This is a genomic window from Bacillus sp. TL12 (assembly GCF_022625245.1).
Taxonomy (GTDB): Bacteria; Bacillota; Bacilli; order Bacillales; family Bacillaceae_G; genus Bacillus_A.
This window is the reverse complement of record NZ_JAJJBY010000007.1, coordinates 70,804-88,545: the sequence shown is the minus strand read 5'-3', so window position 1 is coordinate 88,545 and position 17,742 is coordinate 70,804. Positions and strand designations below refer to the sequence as shown.

Genomic DNA, 17,742 nt, shown 5'->3' with positions numbered 1-17,742 from the left:
TTTTATGGTTTCACATCTAAGTTTTGTAAAAATAATGTTGCGGATACATAGCGCTTTGCTAACATTTGTACATATGCCGTATGCACAGAAAGCGTTGCGATAATAATCGCATTCCGAATGGCTTCTCGTTGTTCGTTATTGATTTGATCAAACTTGCTTGCGATTTTATCCGCTTTTTCTTTTACAGTATTTTCAATTGTGTGAATGGTATCAGTCGCGTTTAATTGTAAACAGCCACCTTGATTCAATTCTTCAAATAATGAGGAATAAGCGACGTATAAATGAACAGGATTAATTAAATCATCACTACGATCGGCTGGATCATTTACAATTAGTCTTAATAACTTACGTATGGATTCAAAGTCCAGTGCGGTTTTTAAATCTTCTACAATGAATAGTAGTGCTGCTTGTTCAATTGAGTATTTCTTTCCTTTTTGTGGTGAACCAATCATTTCTTTTATATCTCGTTTTACCCAATTTTGCATAGCTGTTACAGAAAAACTGGTATTTTCAATTTGATTACCAAGCGCAACAATCTCATTTAAAGAAAAACCAATGTCTGTATCTTCAACTTTAATCAGTTTTTCAAAAATAGGTGAAAGAGCGGTTGTAATAAAAGCTGTAACACTTTGTCCGCTTTCAATATCTTTTTTATGTGACTTTGCCCAAGCTTCTTGTAAAATAACGAGAGGTTTTTTTGCATTCCATCCTCTAAGAGAAAGAAGGAGCGTCGCCATTTCGTTTCGTGTGAGATGAAATGTTTCCATCTTTTCACCTCCAAAATTTTAAAAGTTCTTATGACCATATAATATGTTTTGTTGCTTGTAAAGTCAATTCCGTTTTTCTTTATTTTTCCTGTTTATTTAAATCGTTAATAAAGTTAAATAATGCTTGCTTATTTTAATAAAAGTTCATATAATAGGTTCATAAGAACTTTTTGTTTAAGTTTAAAACAAATCTATCATTCTTATTTGAGAGAAAGATAGATTTCACATATATCTATAGTAAAAGGAGAATGGATATAATATGTTGAAAAAACTCGTTACAGTAATGACTGCATTCATGGTTGTTTTTGGAGCTAGTAGTTTTGTATTTGTAGATCATGCAGCAGCGAAAAGTTACAAATCTGGTAAAAAATCATTTACACCAAGTTCAGGGCAAAACTCAAAAGTGGATTTAAATAAAAAAGACTCTAATGTGAATGCACAGAAAACAAACCCTGATACAAAAACAAAAGCATCAAACACAGCACCAAAGAGTAATAAAGGAAGCTTTATGAAAGGTTTATTACTTGGTGGTCTTGGTGGATTACTAATGGGAAGTTTATTTGCAAACATGGGAGCACTTGGTTCTGTATTAGCGTTTATGGTAAACATGTTAGTAATGGCTGGTATCGTAATGTTAGCGATCCGAGCGTTTAAATATTTTAAAAACCAACGTAAGAAACAGGCGGAAGAAGCAACATGGAGACGATAAAAATTTCAGAACAAGAGCTGATAAATGCATTATGCGTATACATTGCAGAAAAGCGTCAAGTTGGTCCAGAAGAGGTATTAACTGAACTGATGTATGATGATGACTATGGTTTTTCTGCGGAAGTAGAAGTAAATGGTCGCAAACAAATTTTAATTCAAGCAAACTTAATTGAAGCACTTCGCTTATGGCTTGATAGGGAATACAATGTCAATCCATTTGCGGTAAGATTACAGCTTGAGTTAGATGACAAAGAAGGTATTATTGCATTAGCGAATTTAAATAACTCAGATGAATAGTAAAAAGGAGTTGTTGAGAGTAATCTCGGCAGCTCCTTTTTACTATTCGCATACTTACTTTAATTACTTCATATAGTGATTTTTTGAACTTTGAAGGAAGTAACGCTTAAATATTTATGTAAAAAAGCAATAACACTTCAAAAATATTTTTACACAGATGTGTAAAAATATTCTGTTCAGATAAATGCATGATCTTTATCCCGAGTTAAGTATTCACAGATTTATTATAGGTTGGTATGTGAATTGCATGATGAAGTGGTGAAACTATTTAGGGGGGATTGGATGGAGAAACTAGTAGAGTGGTTAGTTGGACAAGTTTGGAGTATTGAGCTAGTCATTTTCGCGTTAGGAGCAGGGGTATTTTTTTCGATTGTTACTCGTTTTTTGCAAATTAGGTATTTTAAAGAAATGATCAAGTTATTGTTTGAAGGGAAGACTTCAGAGACAGGAATATCATCTTTTCAAGCTTTTTGTTTAGCTTTATCAGGGCGTGTCGGAATCGGAAACATTGCCGGTGTTGCAACAGCGATTGCCTTTGGAGGGCCAGGGGCTGTTTTTTGGATGTGGGTAATGGCTTTATTAGGGGGAGCGAGCGCTTTTGTCGAATCGACCCTTTCTCAATTATACAAAAGTAAAGTGGGAAATGAGTACCGAGGCGGGACACCTTACTTTATTGAAAAAGGTCTAAAGTTAAAATGGTTCGCTATACTTGTTGCGATTGTTGTTACGCTTTCATATGGCATCTTACTACCGGGAATTCAATCAAGTAGTATTGCGGTTGCATTTGAAAACTCTTCAAGTGTAGGTAAAAATATTACAGGTATTTTATTGGTAGTATTACTTGCAGCTATTATTTTTGGTGGTGTTAAAAGAATTGCCGGCGTTTCACAAGCGCTTGTACCTTTTATGGCAATCGGATATGTAATCGTAACGTGTATTGTATTATTTGCAAATATTACTGAAATTCCTAGTATGTTTGCCCTTATTTTCTCTAGTGCACTCGGGATGGATCAAGCTTTTGGAGGGATTGTAGGTGCAGCGATTGCTTGGGGAGTAAAAAGAGCTGTATTTTCCAATGTCGCTGGTGTAGGAGAAGCAACGTATAGCTCAGCGGCAGCTGAAGTGTCGCATCCAGCTAAACAAGGGTTAGTACAAGCATTTTCTGTTTATATTGATACAATTGTAGTTTGTACAGCAACAGCACTTATGATCTTGATTACTGGGATGTACAATGTCATACCAGAAGGAAAAGCTCCAATCGTTCAAAATATGGGGGATGTTGAAGCAGGTCCTATCTATACACAGCAAGCTGTTGAAACTGCATTACCAGGTTTTGGCCCATTGTTTATATCGATAGCTATTTTTTTCTTTGCGTTTACAACGCTATTAGCCTACTACTATATTGCAGAAACTACACTCGTTTATCTTGATCATAAAATGAAGTTGCATTGGTTAAAGGCAGTACTAAAGGTTGTTTTCTTAATAATGGTTTATATCGGAAGTGTTGAATCTGCTTCTTTTTTATGGAATCTTGGCGATTTAGGAATAGGAAGTATGGCTTGGCTTAACCTTCTCGCAATTTTACTTTTAACAAAACCGGCTTTAAAAGTGTTGAAGGATTATGAAAGTCAGAAAAAAGAAGGGAAAGATCCAGTGTTTGATCCAAGAAAAGCAGGATTTGAAGGCATTGAATTTTGGGAAGAGAAGTGTAAAGAAATAGAAAGAAATCGAGCTAAGGAAAAAGTTACGATTGATCAAAGTGTAAAGTTTTAATTCTGAAAATTCTTTCTTTTTAAAAGGACTTACAATTAGAGAACAAAGGTAAACATACCTTTGTTCTCTTTGTGTTGGATTTTTTATAAATCCACTGATATTCACTGGAATAGGTAATGCCGATATAACAAAAAATTAGCTGTGAAAGAAAATGGTGTACATGTATTTACTATACAAATAGATGGTGATTGGACGATTGAGATGAAATTTCAACTATGAAAGTGATTCAATAAAAGCATGTAACACATTATTGAAATCATCAGATTCTTCTAGAAATGGACAATGACAGCTGTTTTCGAAAATAACAAGCTTTGAATTATGAATATGTTCATGCAAATGTTCTCCCGCAGCCACTGGAATTAATTTTTCTTCTCTGCCGAAGCAAAGTAAAGTTGGCTTGGTGATTGTCTTTAAGTCTTCACGGTAATCCACAACAGATTGATCAAATAAAATCGCACTCGCAATAGATGCTGGAACTTTTGTAACTTCTTCAAGCATCCAAGTTGCATCTTGTGTAGAAAGGGGGTTTTTAAACATGAGAGGAATAAATCCCTTTAGAAATTCAGTTTGATTTGTTTGCACTTCTCTCATGAAATGTATAAGTGTTGGGAAATCAAAGGCACCGATGGGAAAATCAGGCCATTTAAAATCCGATGCAAGTTCATCTACAATAACAGAAGCTTTAATATTTCCCTCTCCGAATTGCTTTATATATTCCCATATAACAAATGCCCCCATTGACCAACCGACTAAGATAACATCTTTTAAAGATAAACTTTCTATAAAATCATGTACATCTTGGGCATAGTTTGCAATCGTATGCCCAGTTTCAATATGAGGAGAGCGCCCGTGACTTCGTAAATCAATTGAAATTGTACGATACTTTTCACTAAAATAAGGGATTTGTTTATGAAAAAAACGGCTACTCATCCAAACTCCGTGAATAAAAAGAATGGGCGTACCTTTTCCTTGATCTTCGTAATGTAGATCCACACCATTTTCAAGTTTTATAATAGGCATAATGGAAAACCTCCTTTTCATGATTTTATTCCATATTTCAAACTTTTTTCCTCTTATATAGGAGAAGTAAGATGTTTTTTTGTAAATAGGATAGAAATTTGATTTTATTTATAAAAAATGTGTTTAAAATGTTGTCATATTTGCTTCTTTAAGATATCCTTTTCATGAAGAGGTGGAAATCATGGAAAAAGTACTAGTTTTCGGGCATAAAAACCCAGACACAGATGCAATTTGTTCTGCAATTGCTTATGCAGAGCTGAAAAAAGAATTAGGAATGAATGCTGAGCCTGTACGTTTAGGTGAAATCAGCGGTGAAACTCAATTTGCGTTAGATCATTTTAAAGTAGAAGGACCGCGTTTTGTTGAGACAGTAGCAAACGAAGTGGAAAACGTTATTTTAGTTGACCATAACGAACGTCAACAAAGTGCTAACGATATCGAATCTGTTCGTGTGTTAGAAGTTATCGACCATCACCGTATTGCTAATTTTGAGACAAGCGATCCTTTATACTACCGTTGTGAGCCAGTTGGTTGTACAGCTACAATCTTAAACAAAATGTACAAAGAAAACGGCGTTGCAATTCGTAAAGAAGTTGCAGGTTTAATGTTATCTGCAATTATCTCAGATTCTTTATTATTTAAATCTCCAACTTGCACAGAACAAGACGTAGCTGCAGCTCGTGAATTAGCAGAAATCGCTGGCGTTGATGCAGAAAGCTATGGCTTAGAAATGTTAAAAGCTGGTGCAGATTTAAGTGGTAAAACAATGGAGCAATTAATCTCCCTTGACGCAAAAGAATTCCAAATGGGCGATGCGAAAGTTGAAATCGCACAAGTAAACGCTGTTGATACAAACGACGTTCTTGTACACCAAGCGGAATTAGAAAAAGTAATCTCTGCAGTAGTAGAAGAAAAAGGTTTAGACCTATTCTTATTCGTTGTAACTGATATCTTAACTAACGATTCTGTTGGTCTTGCGATCGGTAAATCAGTACAAGCTGTTGAGAAAGCTTACAATGTATCACTAGAAAACAACACTGCAACATTAAAAGGTGTTGTATCTCGTAAAAAACAAATCGTTCCTGTATTAACAGAAACGTTCCAAGCTCTATAAGAGTAACTTTGGATGTAAAAGAACAAGCAGATATATAGTCTGCTTGTTCTTTTTTGTATTTAGAAAGCATACAATTTCGGATATTTAGATCTGTTATTTTCATATTTCATTTAGGGATAATGGAAATGGGGTGGGGAGAAAAGGAAAACCTAATGTTTTTATCTATGAATGAAAACTGCTATGATTTTATTGTATCACATACTGAAATTAATAATAAAAAATATGAAATAGATTATAGGAGACCGAAAGAGAGAAGAGGTAAGAACGTAACGATGAAAAGACTATGTATTATTCCATGTGGAAAAAAGAAAATTTGGGATAAGTACTCCGAGAAAGGACCGACTGAGGCGAAAGATGTATACATTAGTCCATTCGGTAAAGCATGTCAGGCGTATGCGTCTCAATTTTTTACGCATTGGGTTATTTTATCTGCAAAACATGGTTTTTTACGACCGACTGATATCGTACAAGAAAACTATGATCTTGCTTTTGATTCAAAAAGCGATGAAATTATTCATATAGACGAACTAAAAAAGCAGATGGTGGATAAAGGACTACTAAAATTTGATGAAATTGTTTTGCTGGTAGGAAAGAAGCATAAGAAAGTCGTGACGAAGTTATATCCAGAAGAGATGATTTCTTATCCATTAGAAGGTTGCACGGGAATTGGATATATGTTGCAGAGGTTGAAGGTAGCAGTTGAAACGGATAAAGAAATTAAAAATATAGACTTATAAAAAATAGATAAGGAGATTACTATATGCCCTATAAAAATGAAATTGATACATTATTATGTATGCTTGAGCGATTAGAAACAAACAAAGTGGGAATTTTAGATATCACGGACGAAATGCAACCCGTTTATATATTTTTAAGAGAGCAGTTTGAAGAAGGGCAACTTGGCTACCGTGTGGGAGGAATAGACAATGAATCTCTTATAGGAAATGAAGAAGGGGATTGGAAAGATAGTTGGTTTGTGATTGGGTATGAAGAGTTAATGGGAGATCCCTTTTTTGTGGATGTGAAAGATGAAAAATTCCCAGTGTATACAGCCGAGCATGGAACTGGCACATGGGAGCCGCTCTTACATAGCGATTCACTAGAAGAATTTTTAGCAGAATTATCGTATCGAGATGAGGATGATTCATTTATTTATGAATAACAGGGGGACTATTGAAGTCCCTCGCTGATTACAGTTTCGCTTTATAATGAATGACTTCCTCCATACGACTTCTAATCTCTTTAACGGGCGGTTTTTTATCGTATACATCAACATATGAAAAATGATAATTTAAATTTCTAACAAGACCTTTTCCAATTTTTGCACTTAGGAAAGGAAATACTTGTCCAGTATAGTCTTCGAGAGATTTACAATAGTATTTTTCATCCAAATAAATACTATATTTACATGTTAGCTCTACTAGTGGGTTACCTTCAGAATCATATACATCTTTAGATTCAATAATGTCTATTAGTGCAAATCTTTCATTAAGATAAACTTTTTTCTTCTTTTCAGGCTTATTAGAAAGAATAAAAGCGAGACCTAGTGCATTAATCAATACGTTTCCTCCTACAAATGTAAACAAAGATATTAATAAAATATCTTGATACATGTTAAATGTAAAGAGAGAAGGTGACTGGTAAAAGATTACTGTAAATATTATTAAGGGATTTCTAGACGATAAAAAGAGTATAGAGTTGGATTTATATAGAATTTTAAAGATAGTATTTTGGGTGAAATTATAGGGGATTTAGCTGAAGTAGATCATAATGAAGTAAATGGGAAATAAATGAATCCCTGCAAGGGAAGTTGCAGGGATTCATAAGGGTATAGTCGAGAATATCGGAATCGACAAAATAATCTTAACATGAATTTCTTGGAAAGAAACCTGGTAAATGTGTCCAAATGAATGGGGGCCTAGTTCGAAGTATATAAGAATCCTTTCAAACAAAGTCAAAGAGACCTACTTCCCGCGGCAGGTCCCTTTAACTAGATAATGTTGATGAGAATAACCCATCTAGAGTACTTTAATCATAACAATTGAAATTGATTTTGTGTATTGAGAAAAAAATAAAACTGTGATGTGAATTTGTTTGCTTTGTATCAAATTTCTTTATTATGGTGTTTTGTACTACTTATGTATTGGATAATAGAATAAAAAAAGACCTGCAAGTAAAAAGCAGGTCGTAAGAAGGGGCTCTAATCCAACAGATTAATTAGATGTTATCAATTGTGATGAATGAAGTCCATAAGTTATATATTGAGAAACTTTGTATGGAAGATATTAACGCTTTTTTACTTTGAAAAAGATGCTAAAAAGCTTTTTGTATGAAAATAAAGGTCGATATTTATAAAGAGATTCATATTTCCAATCATCGCAATTAGGAACTTTGGGTTGTTTATTTGAAGAACGAAAACGAATTAGATTATTGTTACGTTTCATAAATAAACCTCCATTCATTTGATGCGGATATATTATGGAAATGAATGTGTAATTTGTGTGATGAATCGTTTTAATGATTTTTTCATTATCTTATTGAAATTTCCTTTTCATAAGTATTTGATCTGTTTTTGAAGTACTGTACCCAATAGAAAGCAACTAGTATTCCGATACTTATTAAAATCCAGATGGAAGAGAAAGAGAGAATGATAAGGAAACAGACAATTAAACTTAAGGAAAGAATTTTGTTAAAGAGACCTGTTAATAATTTATATGCTGCAAAGATTCCACATATGGCATTACAGATAAAGAAAGCATTTGCAATGGCTATGATTTGTTCAACTGTAATGAGATGGTTATATAGGCAGATGAATACAGTAGTATGTATACTTATTAATAACAGTAAAGAAATGATTGGTACATTCGATTTTGTACGATAAGAAAGTTTAGATAATTTCTTTATATATTTTGCCTCAGAAGCGACGAGCCGTGAGACACCGCCAATAACCAATAAATATGTACTCATGCAAAGTACAGTAGTAATAAAGGCAATAAGAGGAATAGCAAAATCCCCAAATAAAGTAGCTAATATGGATGTTATTCGTAAGTCTTCTTGATTTGAACTAGGAATTTCAATCCATTGTGTGGCGCCTGCTACGACAAGACAAACAATCGTTACAGTAATTGTACTTATCGCAATTGCTTGCGGAATTGTTTTCTTTCGATTTTTGACATCCATACTGTAATTCCCAATAATCTCCCAACCTACTAAAGCCCAAAAGAGCAATAAAATACTATATCCAAAATCTTTAAAAGAAAAAGGTGTTTGAAATAGTTGTTCTGATCGGAAATGAGGAATAGAACTCATTCCACCGCTTAGTAAAAGAACGGTTGCAGCTGTTGAAAATACAAATGATATTTTTCCAATAGATGATATATCTAATAATAAAATTATTACACAAAGGCTCATTAAAAGAAAACCAATTCCCTCTAACGGAAGTTTAAAGTTTGAAAACAAAGCTGCTATATATTGACTGGCTGTCATAAGAACAGCCGTAGGTCCTAGACAAGCCGCTATGATAAAGAAAATAGAAGTTAATTGTTTCATGGAAGGTCCAAAAGCTTGATCAACTGCATGTGCAACTCCAGATTCACTAGGGAAGTGAATGCTTAACTTACCAAACAAGGAAGCAAAAAGAAATCCAACTCCCATAATAAGTAACCAAGCAATAATGGCATAATCTCCTGTTGTTTTGTAAATAAGTGGGGGGAGTAAAATAATTCCTGATCCTAAAATGGGACCAATAATTAAACCACTGAGAAGTACTGGCCCTAATTTCTTCTTTCTCATATTTACACACATCTCCTTTTGAAAAGTTAAAATATTGTGTTGGTTTTATTGTAATGGGAGTATATCTATCAGTAAAATAGATATATATGAAGTTAATAATCGGAAATCATGATGTTAGAATGGGGAGATTGAAGTGGAGATTCGGCATTTGAAAACTTTTAAAACAATTGTTGAGTTAGGAGGATATACACGGGCAGCTGACTATTTAGGATATGCACAATCTACTGTAACAGGGCATATTCAATCGATTGAACAAGAAATGGGACAGCCTTTATTCAATCGTTTAGGGAAGAAAATGGTGTTAACAGATGTAGGAAAGCATTTACTGCCTTATGCAAATGAAATGATTGCTTTGTCTGAGAAAGCAAAACAAATTCCAAGCGCAGATAATGAGATTACTGGAAAAATTGTAATTGGTGCTCCAGAATCATTAACAATTTACCGATTGCCTTCTATTCTTCATGAATATAAAAAGAAGTATCCAAAAGTAAAAATCACATTAAAAGCTTCAACGTGTTGGGAATTGCGAAACGATTTAAAGAGTGGAAATATAGATATTGCTTTCCTCTTAGACACCGAGCGCCATGAAGAGGATTTATATATCGAACAACTTGTTATGGAGCAAATGGTGTTTGTTTTTCCGAAAGATTACACTGTGAGACAAACAGATTCGCAAAATGTCCAATTTTCTCAAGAGGAAACTTTTTTGTATACAGAACGTGATTGTAGTTACCGAGCATTTTTTGAACATTATTTACAAAAACAAGGCATCCAACATGAAAGTACATTTGAATTTTGGAGCATTGAGGCAATAAAACAATGTGTAATGTGCGGATTAGGGATTTCTTTATTACCAATTATTACGGTCCAGCAAGAGTGGAAAGATAAGAGATTAAACGCTGTTATTTCAAATGAAACAAAGTTTGCAACACAACTTGCGTATCATAAAAACAAATGGTTTTCTCCAGCCCTGCATGAGTTTGTAACGGTTATACGTAAGCATGCGAAGGTATGGAGAGAAGTAGAGAGTACAATGACTTCTAAGTAATGATATAATACTAGTAGATGAAAGACTAAGAAAAGCAGGTGAATCTTTTTTGTTTACAAAAGCACAAGAACTTTTAGCGTCCTATTTTGGTTACTCGTCATTCCGCAGAGGGCAAGATGAGACAATTAAAAATGTATTGGATGGAAAAGATACCGTTTGTATTATGCCAACAGGCGGTGGTAAATCAATTTGTTATCAAATTCCGGCATTAGTATTTGAGGGAACGACATTAGTTATATCGCCGCTTATTTCACTTATGAAGGACCAAGTAGATACGTTAGTACAAAATGGGATTTCAGCTACATATATTAATAGTTCTATTTCAATTACAGAAGCAAATCAACGAATCCAGTTGGCGAAACAAGGTCATTATAAGCTGTTATATGTGGCGCCAGAGCGTCTTGATTCAATGGAATTTGTGGATCAATTAATTGATATGAAAATACCGATGATCGCAATTGATGAAGCACACTGTATTTCGCAGTGGGGACATGATTTTCGCCCAAGTTATTTACATATACATCGCATATTAGACTATCTTCCAGAAAAACCACTTGTACTTGCGTTAACAGCGACTGCAACACCTCAAGTGCGTGAAGATATTTGCCGTGCGCTTGAAATTAATCAAGATAATACAATTATGACAACGTTTGAACGGGAAAACTTATCATTTTCAGTGATTAAAGGGCAGGACCGAAATGCCTATTTAGCAGATTATATTCGTCAAAATAAAAAGGAATCTGGAATTATTTATGCAGCGACAAGAAAAGTTGTGGATCAATTGTATGAAGATTTATATAAAGCAGGAGTTTCAGTTGCACGCTATCATGCAGGAATGAATGATCATGATCGCAATGAACAGCAAGAACGTTTTCTACGCGATGAAGTAAGTGTTATGGTAGCGACATCTGCATTTGGTATGGGAATCGATAAGTCAAATATAAGATACGTGATTCATTATCAACTTCCAAAAAATATGGAAAGTTATTATCAAGAGGCAGGACGTGCTGGTCGTGATGGGTTAGATAGTGAGTGTATTTTGTTATATTCTTCTCAGGATGTACAAGTGCAGCGTTTTTTAATTGATCAGTCTACCGGGGAATCACGTTTCTCAAATGAACTGGAAAAACTACAACATATGACAGATTACTGTCATACAGAACAATGTTTACAATCATTTATTCTAGAGTATTTTGGAGAAGAACCGAAAGAAGATTGTGGTCGCTGCGGGAATTGTATTGATGAACGTGAGAGCGTTGACGTTACGCGAGAATCACAAATGGTATTATCTTGTATGATTCGAACAAACCAGCGATTTGGAAAACAAATGATTGCGCAAGTGTTGACCGGATCAAAAAATAAAAAAGTGATTGAATTTAATTTTCATACGTTACCAACTTACGGCCTTTTATCCAATCGTAGTGTAAAAGAGGTAAGTGAGTTTATAGAGTTTTTAATTTCAGAAGAGTTAATTGCGGTGGAACACGGGACGTATCCAACCTTAAAAGTAACCGCAAAAGGGAAAGAAGTATTACTTGGAAATGAAAATGTGTTACGGAAAGAAAGAGTGGAAACAAGACAAATTGTACAAGATCATCCACTGTTTGAAATACTTCGTGAAGTGCGGAAAGAAATCGCGCAAGGAGAAGGCGTACCACCGTTTGTTATTTTTTCTGATCAAACTTTAAAAGATATGTGTGCGAAAATGCCACAAAGCGATGCGGAACTTTTACAAGTAAAAGGGATTGGGGAACATAAACTTGCGAAGTACGGTTCTCACTTTTTACAGGCAGTCATTCATTTTATTGAACAAAACCCTGATTACGCTGAAACGGTTAAGACAGAAGTTGTTACGGAACGAAAAAAATCTGGGAAAGCATCAGCAAATTCTCACATAGAAACGTATGAAATGTATAAACAAGGAACGGAGTTAAGTACGATTGCAAAAGAACGAGGTTTATCACGTCAAACTGTGGAAAACCATTTAATTCGCTGTTATGAGGAAGGTATGGAAGTAGACTGGCCAAGTTTTGTTCCAGCAGAATATGAATCTCTTATTGAATCGGCAGTACAACATGCAGAAGGCGGATTGAAATCTATTAAAGAACAACTTCCTGATGAAGTGAGTTACTTTATGATTCGTGCTTATTTACAAATGAGAAAATAAAGAGTACGAAGGGGATCGGGAAATGCACTATGTTTTTGTTTACGGCACATTAAGAAAACAACAGGAAAATGCGCATTATTTACATGGGGCAACAAGTATATCTGAAGAAGCATGGACTTATGGAAAACTCTTTGATACAAATGAAGGTTATCCGGCAATGATTTGTACAAAAGAGGATAAAGTATACGGAGAAATGTATGAAGTAGATGATGAAATTTTAAAGAAATTAGATGAACTCGAAGAATATACAGGGAATACAGAGACGGATTTGTATGACAGAATTACGCAAACAATTTATTTTGCGGATAAAGAAATGCATGCATATGTATATACGGCACAGAATAAAAAAATGTTACAGAAACCAATCACTTCTGGCGATTGGGTAAAGTATAAACATGAAATAGAAATGTAGCGAAAGTGTTAGAGGGAGGATTCAATCATAGTAATCCTCCGTAAAGCTAATAATCAGAAAGCATCTTTACTTGGCAAAATAATTTGCATCTTGTATACTATATTCGCACAGGCCATCACGCTCCTTCCTTCTACTCACTCTTTGGGAATTAGGGGTGTGGCTTTCTTGTGCATTTTATTTTACATACTAACTTTGAAAATCAGGAACGGCTTTTTGCAAATAGTGGCAAAAGAGTTAGTCCCTGATTTTTTTATTTTTACATATAGAGGATGATAAAAATTGAAACGATGGAACAAGATGTATTTGAAACAATCAAAAGTAATGCTTCCGGAAGGGAACGGGTCACTTCCTGCACCAATACTTGCTAGTGCACTGAAGAATATTCATAGCCTAGGTTTTACTTTTTCATCTGAGCTGTTGCAGGCAATAGAATTACTAGCAATAGAGGAGTTTCTGCCGTGGTACCAAGATCTATTAGCTCTATTAGAAGAGAGAGTAGGTAGTCATGTCACATATAAACCTTTTTATCCGAATTTTCCAGAAGAGGTGATGGATGAGGAGGAGAGTCAGCTTTATATAAATGCGATTTTGCATTATTGGTTTGGAATAAGACCAGACACAATAAAGATAGAGCGACCGCCTTTTGCAGAAAAACATGAATTGCGAGTATTGTCACTTGGAACATTTTCAGGCTTTTTAAGCACGATAAAAAAACGTATAGCCGCCAATGGTAATTTATCCCAAGATTATAAAGAAGATATAAGTGAAGTATTAAAAAACTATGAATATTACTATGAATTATTACCAAGTGAAATTCCTTACCATGAAAATAAAGCTGTGGTATTAAGTACGCTTGTAAAGTATCGTGATGTATCGTTTAATCTAATTGCTCCTTACATACAAACATGTACAGATGTGCTGCGGCTTATTGTTGCATACAGTGAAGGTGATGTAAGTTTAGCAACTCCAACAAAGTTTCAAAGAATACCAAGGAAATTACGTCGTCTATTTTTATCTTGCATAGAGAAATGTGGAGATTCGCGTGAAGATATAGTTCGTCATAGAGAAATGTGGAAGCGTGTAGCAAAAGAACTACACCCTTTTCAATATAAAAAACGATATCCAAAAGCTTGTGCGGCATTTCATGTTGTCGTGAATGATATGCGAATTCACACGTACCGAAGTGAAGTAGAAGCATTATTAAACGAAGGGGATATTACAAAAGCTGCTCAAGTTTTAGCTTCACGTCCTGGTGAATTCGGAAGACGGTTAGATCAATTTTTGCGCCGAGGTGATATAGAAGAAATTTTATCACAATATAGTGCAATAGCCACTCAAATCAGCACACCTGTTCTACTGCAAATACACTCACATTTTCAAAATCGTGTTGAACAAAAGCCGATGCGTGTCTTTTTTCCAAAAGGAAATATAGCAAACGTATTTGCAAGAGAAAATACACTTCCTCTACTTAGTGAGAATGTATGCGGACGGGTAGTGGAAATTACTGAAGAGGCATTGTGTACACATTTTCAATCACTTCCTTCTTTAGGAAAAGTATATGTGGATCCAAATTTAAAACAATATTTGGTTCCGTTTTCTCAACGTTCTGCGAGTAAAAATTTGCGGACACTCGTGTGAGGCAGTGTTGAACGAATAGCGGATGGTCATACACTTCGTTTCTTTTTATATTGGAGTGAAGGGATAGTGGATGGAAAGAAAACGGGTCGTGTAGATATTGACTTATCAGCTGTTTAATACGGAGATGATTGGAACTATATGACGCATATTGATTACACAGCTTTTAAATCAAATTTATTTCAAGGTGCTCATAGTGGGGATGTTACATCTGCGCCAAAAGGAGCATGTGAATTCATAGACTTAGATATACAATCGATTCGAGATTGTGGCGGAAGATATGTTGTAATGAACGTTTTTTCTTTTACAGGACATTTATTTGCAGAATTGCCAGTTTGCTTTGCAGGCTGGATGTTGCGAAGCAAACCGCAGTCAGGAGAAATATTTGACCCACGAAGTGTGATAGATCGCTTAGATTTAACAAGTAGCTCGGCAATTTCAATACCGATTATCTTTGACTTAAAGGAAAATAAAATGATATGGGCTGATATCGAGTTAAAACAGTACCCGATGTATGCGAACAATGTGGATGGTAATGAGAAAGGAATTGTACTAATGGGGAAAGCTTTAACATCTTTAATGAAACCACATTTATATGACTTATTCGTTCTACATGGAAAGGCTCGTGGTATTCTTGTAGATAAAAAAGAAGATGCTGATACAGTGTTTTCCGTAGAGGCCGAAACAATGTTGCAACATGATACGATTATGTCTGAATATATGAAATAAAAATAATGTTTTATTCAGATTAACATCATTTTTATAAAAGAGGCAAAGGATTCTCTCTTTGCCTCTTTTATATTTTAGAAAATTCCCAATTAAACTATTGACTTTGTAAATGTATTTTTTATACAATTATATTTCGACTGAAAATTTCGAACGGACAGGAGGGAGTTATCATAATGAGCAACATATTTGAAGAAGAATTACAGCGGATGAAAGAAACTTTATCTACAATGGATGAGCAGTTAGACAAACTAGAAAAGGTTCCAGTTTATTATGGAGAGGATTTTAAAGAGCAAATCCTTGAAAGTATGAGGGAGTCAAGTCGAAGAAACTTACGTGTTGGTGTGCAAGAGCCATACTTTGGACGGTTAGATTTTCAGGAAGATGGACAAGACGAGCCAATGCCAATTTACATTGGTAAAGTAGGGGTGTCGGATGAAGAAACGATGAAACCAATTGTTATTGACTGGCGTGCACCTGTTGCGAGTATGTTTTATTCATTTACTGGTGGTGAAGAACTGGCTTTTTATCATTCACCAGATGGATTAGTGGAAGGCGATGTGTATTTAAAAAGAAACATTGCCATTCGTAAAAGAGAACTAGAACGTGTTGTTGATACATATGTAAAAGGAAGTGAAGATGTATCTCTTGCAGATGATTTTCTTCTATATCGATTAGGTGAAAATAAAGATAACAAATTAAAAGATATCGTTTCAACGATACAATCGGAACAAAATGATATTATTCGTGCAGAGAAGAATTTACCATTATTGATTCAAGGGGTTGCAGGAAGCGGAAAAACAACAATCGCTTTACATCGCCTTGCTTTTTTAATTTACGAATATCGTGAGCAGTTAGAGGCGGAACGAATGATTGTATTTGCACCCAACAGTTTGTTTTTAGATTATATCTCTAGTGTACTTCCTGAACTTGGCGTCGGAAATATTAAACAAACAACATTTCAAGATTGGGCACTGCGCACATTAGATGATGCGGTGAAGTTAAAAGATACGGAAGAAAAATTGAAAGAAGCTTTTTCAATAAATCGCGATGATAAAAAGGTTATGCTCGGTAAATTAAAAGGAACGATGAAATTCAAGGAATTTATTGAAAAAAGTATAATTCACTTTGAAGGGAATTTAGTGCCAGAAAAAGATTTTGAGGCATGGGATCAAGCTATTATTACAGTAGAAGAGATCAAAAAATGGATGCAAGTTGAATATAAGCACTATCCATTAGCGAAGCGTAGAGAACGATTAGTTGGTCGGATAAAGCGCTGGATTGAGATCGAACTCAAGAAGTTTGAAGGAACGAACAAGAAAAAGGAATTAAAAAAAGAAGCTACAAAGAGACTAAATGCCTATATGAAATTTTGGCCTAAAATGAGCCCGTTAGCATTTTATAGTTCGATGATGAAGCAAAAAGAAATATTAGAACTTTTGCCTGAAGAACTTGTTCAAGAAACAGAAAAAAATTGCCGTAAAAAAGAAGTGTATGTAGAAGATTTAGCGCCTCTTATTCATATTCACCATCGATTGGCAGGTATTGAAATCGGGCAAAAATTCCACCATGTTGTAATAGATGAAGCGCAAGATTTTTCACCCTTCCAAATTCATATATTAAAAGAGATTACAATGGGTAACTCGTTTACGATTTTAGGGGATTTATCGCAAGCGATATATGATTATCAAGGAATTGAAGACTGGAATGACTTTAAAGAAGTGTTTCAAGAAACAGGTTACTATGAATTGACGAGAAGTTATCGTTCTACAAAAGAAATTATTGAGTTTGCAAATGAAGTCATTAAAAACGCGGACATTCCGGTAGGGCTTGCAACTCCTGTTTTTCGTAGTGGTGAGAAAGTAAAGGTTATTTCCACAGACGATCAATTTGCGGAGATTGTAAAAACACTACAAAAAATGCAACGTGAAAATGTGAAGACGATTGCTGTAATAGGTAGAACAGATGATGAGTGCCGTGATATATATGAGAAGTTAACAGCTGCAGGAATCACTGTTAATGTTATCGAAGCGAACCAAAGTAAATATGAAGGTGGTATTTCAGTTGTACCTGTCTATTTGGCAAAAGGTTTAGAATTCGATGCTGTATTACTTATAGATGTAGATGCTATGCATTATAAAGGAACAAAGCATGATGCAAAATTATTATATGTTGGATGTACGAGATCACTTCATGAATTACGGATTTTCTATTCTGGAGAAGCATCACCGTTAATTCAAGGAATACAAGAAGAGTTTTATGAAAGTAAATAGAAGCTGTTTA

At 34.7% G+C, this 17,742-nt stretch carries 16 protein-coding genes; 12 read left to right on the top strand and 4 right to left on the bottom strand.

The genetic code is table 11. The features are described from left to right. Positions 1–2: 2 nt before the first annotated feature. Positions 3–767 (bottom strand): DUF1836 domain-containing protein, encoded by a 765-nt coding sequence (locus tag LOK41_RS09005; RefSeq protein WP_241816166.1) that lies wholly within the window; start codon positions 765–767, stop codon positions 3–5. A 259-nt stretch (positions 768–1,026) separates the two neighbouring features. On the opposite strand from LOK41_RS09005, the gene LOK41_RS09000 reads away from it, so the two are divergent. The 3 genes from LOK41_RS09000 to LOK41_RS08990 all read left to right on the top strand — a co-directional run bounded on the left by LOK41_RS09000 (position 1,027) and on the right by LOK41_RS08990 (position 3,545). Then, positions 1,027–1,476: a hypothetical protein gene (locus LOK41_RS09000; protein ID WP_241816165.1), complete on the top strand. Its 450-nt coding sequence runs from the start codon at positions 1,027–1,029 to the stop codon at positions 1,474–1,476. Next, a complete protein-coding gene (locus LOK41_RS08995) occupies positions 1,464–1,772 on the top strand; it encodes a YxcD family protein (RefSeq protein WP_241816164.1) in 309 nt (102 codons plus the stop codon). The genes LOK41_RS09000 and LOK41_RS08995 overlap by 13 nt, the downstream gene beginning before the upstream one ends. A gap of 282 nt (positions 1,773–2,054) precedes the next feature. Next, positions 2,055–3,545: an alanine/glycine:cation symporter family protein gene (locus tag LOK41_RS08990; protein ID WP_241816163.1), complete on the top strand. Its 1,491-nt coding sequence runs from the start codon at positions 2,055–2,057 to the stop codon at positions 3,543–3,545. A gap of 213 nt (positions 3,546–3,758) precedes the next feature. Here the strand turns inward: LOK41_RS08990 and LOK41_RS08985 are convergent, their stop codons facing one another. Continuing rightward, a complete protein-coding gene (locus LOK41_RS08985; protein ID WP_241816162.1) occupies positions 3,759–4,565 on the bottom strand; it encodes an alpha/beta fold hydrolase in 807 nt (268 codons plus the stop codon). A gap of 181 nt (positions 4,566–4,746) precedes the next feature. Here LOK41_RS08985 and ppaC point away from each other — a divergent pair, with 181 nt between their 5' ends. From ppaC to LOK41_RS08970, 3 genes are all read left to right on the top strand, one after another. Next, complete coding sequence (gene ppaC, locus LOK41_RS08980) at positions 4,747–5,679, top strand: manganese-dependent inorganic pyrophosphatase (protein WP_174099950.1); 933 nt, start codon at positions 4,747–4,749, stop codon at positions 5,677–5,679. A gap of 272 nt (positions 5,680–5,951) precedes the next feature. Beyond that, on the top strand, positions 5,952–6,416 hold the full coding sequence (locus LOK41_RS08975) for a DUF6884 domain-containing protein (RefSeq protein ID WP_241816268.1): 465 nt from the start codon (positions 5,952–5,954) through the stop codon (positions 6,414–6,416). A gap of 23 nt (positions 6,417–6,439) precedes the next feature. Continuing rightward, entirely contained in the window at positions 6,440–6,841 is a 402-nt protein-coding gene (locus LOK41_RS08970; RefSeq protein ID WP_241816161.1) for a hypothetical protein, read from the top strand. Between the two features lie 28 nt (positions 6,842–6,869). Here the strand turns inward: LOK41_RS08970 and LOK41_RS08965 are convergent, their stop codons facing one another. Both LOK41_RS08965 and LOK41_RS08960 read right to left on the bottom strand, forming a co-directional pair. Next, positions 6,870–7,238 carry a cytoplasmic protein gene (locus LOK41_RS08965; RefSeq protein WP_241816267.1) on the bottom strand — a complete coding sequence of 123 codons (369 nt, stop codon included), beginning with the start codon at positions 7,236–7,238 and terminating at the stop codon, positions 6,870–6,872. Between the two features lie 970 nt (positions 7,239–8,208). After that, the gene (locus tag LOK41_RS08960) at positions 8,209–9,471 is read right to left on the bottom strand and encodes an APC family permease (protein WP_241816160.1); all 1,263 of its coding nucleotides are present in this window, start codon (positions 9,469–9,471) and stop codon (positions 8,209–8,211) included. Positions 9,472–9,604: 133 nt separating this feature from the next. Here LOK41_RS08960 and LOK41_RS08955 point away from each other — a divergent pair, with 133 nt between their 5' ends. The 6 genes from LOK41_RS08955 to LOK41_RS08930 all read left to right on the top strand — a co-directional run bounded on the left by LOK41_RS08955 (position 9,605) and on the right by LOK41_RS08930 (position 17,732). Further along, positions 9,605–10,519, top strand: coding sequence for a LysR family transcriptional regulator (locus LOK41_RS08955; RefSeq protein WP_241816159.1), 915 nt, complete (start codon positions 9,605–9,607; stop codon positions 10,517–10,519). Positions 10,520–10,568: 49 nt separating this feature from the next. Beyond that, positions 10,569–12,686: a DNA helicase RecQ gene (recQ, locus tag LOK41_RS08950; RefSeq protein ID WP_241816158.1), complete on the top strand. Its 2,118-nt coding sequence runs from the start codon at positions 10,569–10,571 to the stop codon at positions 12,684–12,686. Between the two features lie 22 nt (positions 12,687–12,708). Then, positions 12,709–13,098 (top strand): gamma-glutamylcyclotransferase family protein, encoded by a 390-nt coding sequence (locus tag LOK41_RS08945; RefSeq protein WP_241816157.1) that lies wholly within the window; start codon positions 12,709–12,711, stop codon positions 13,096–13,098. A 279-nt stretch (positions 13,099–13,377) separates the two neighbouring features. Continuing rightward, a complete protein-coding gene (locus LOK41_RS08940; RefSeq protein WP_241816156.1) occupies positions 13,378–14,736 on the top strand; it encodes a hypothetical protein in 1,359 nt (452 codons plus the stop codon). Between the two features lie 138 nt (positions 14,737–14,874). Next, a complete protein-coding gene (locus LOK41_RS08935) occupies positions 14,875–15,462 on the top strand; it encodes a TerD family protein (RefSeq protein WP_241816155.1) in 588 nt (195 codons plus the stop codon). A gap of 173 nt (positions 15,463–15,635) precedes the next feature. Next, positions 15,636–17,732, top strand: a complete 2,097-nt coding sequence (locus LOK41_RS08930) for a HelD family protein (protein ID WP_241816154.1) — start codon at positions 15,636–15,638, stop codon at positions 17,730–17,732. The last annotated feature ends 10 nt before the right edge of the window (positions 17,733–17,742 follow it).

Bases quoted from the DNA above. Each gene is read 5' to 3' on its own strand.
- LOK41_RS08975 (WP_241816268.1), top strand. From the start codon at position 5,952: ATGAAAAGACTATGTATTATTCCATGTGGAAAAAAGAAAATTTGGGAT.
- LOK41_RS08985 (WP_241816162.1), bottom strand. From the start codon at position 4,565: ATGCCTATTATAAAACTTGAAAATGGTGTGGATCTACATTACGAAGAT.
- LOK41_RS08960 (WP_241816160.1), bottom strand. From the start codon at position 9,471: ATGAGAAAGAAGAAATTAGGGCCAGTACTTCTCAGTGGTTTAATTATT.
- LOK41_RS08990 (WP_241816163.1), top strand. From the start codon at position 2,055: ATGGAGAAACTAGTAGAGTGGTTAGTTGGACAAGTTTGGAGTATTGAG.
- LOK41_RS08970 (WP_241816161.1), top strand. From the start codon at position 6,440: ATGCCCTATAAAAATGAAATTGATACATTATTATGTATGCTTGAGCGA.
- ppaC (WP_174099950.1), top strand. From the start codon at position 4,747: ATGGAAAAAGTACTAGTTTTCGGGCATAAAAACCCAGACACAGATGCA.
- LOK41_RS08935 (WP_241816155.1), top strand. From the start codon at position 14,875: ATGACGCATATTGATTACACAGCTTTTAAATCAAATTTATTTCAAGGT.
- LOK41_RS08930 (WP_241816154.1), top strand. From the start codon at position 15,636: ATGAGCAACATATTTGAAGAAGAATTACAGCGGATGAAAGAAACTTTA.
- LOK41_RS08995 (WP_241816164.1), top strand. From the start codon at position 1,464: ATGGAGACGATAAAAATTTCAGAACAAGAGCTGATAAATGCATTATGC.
- LOK41_RS09000 (WP_241816165.1), top strand. From the start codon at position 1,027: ATGTTGAAAAAACTCGTTACAGTAATGACTGCATTCATGGTTGTTTTT.
- LOK41_RS08945 (WP_241816157.1), top strand. From the start codon at position 12,709: ATGCACTATGTTTTTGTTTACGGCACATTAAGAAAACAACAGGAAAAT.
- LOK41_RS09005 (WP_241816166.1), bottom strand. From the start codon at position 767: ATGGAAACATTTCATCTCACACGAAACGAAATGGCGACGCTCCTTCTT.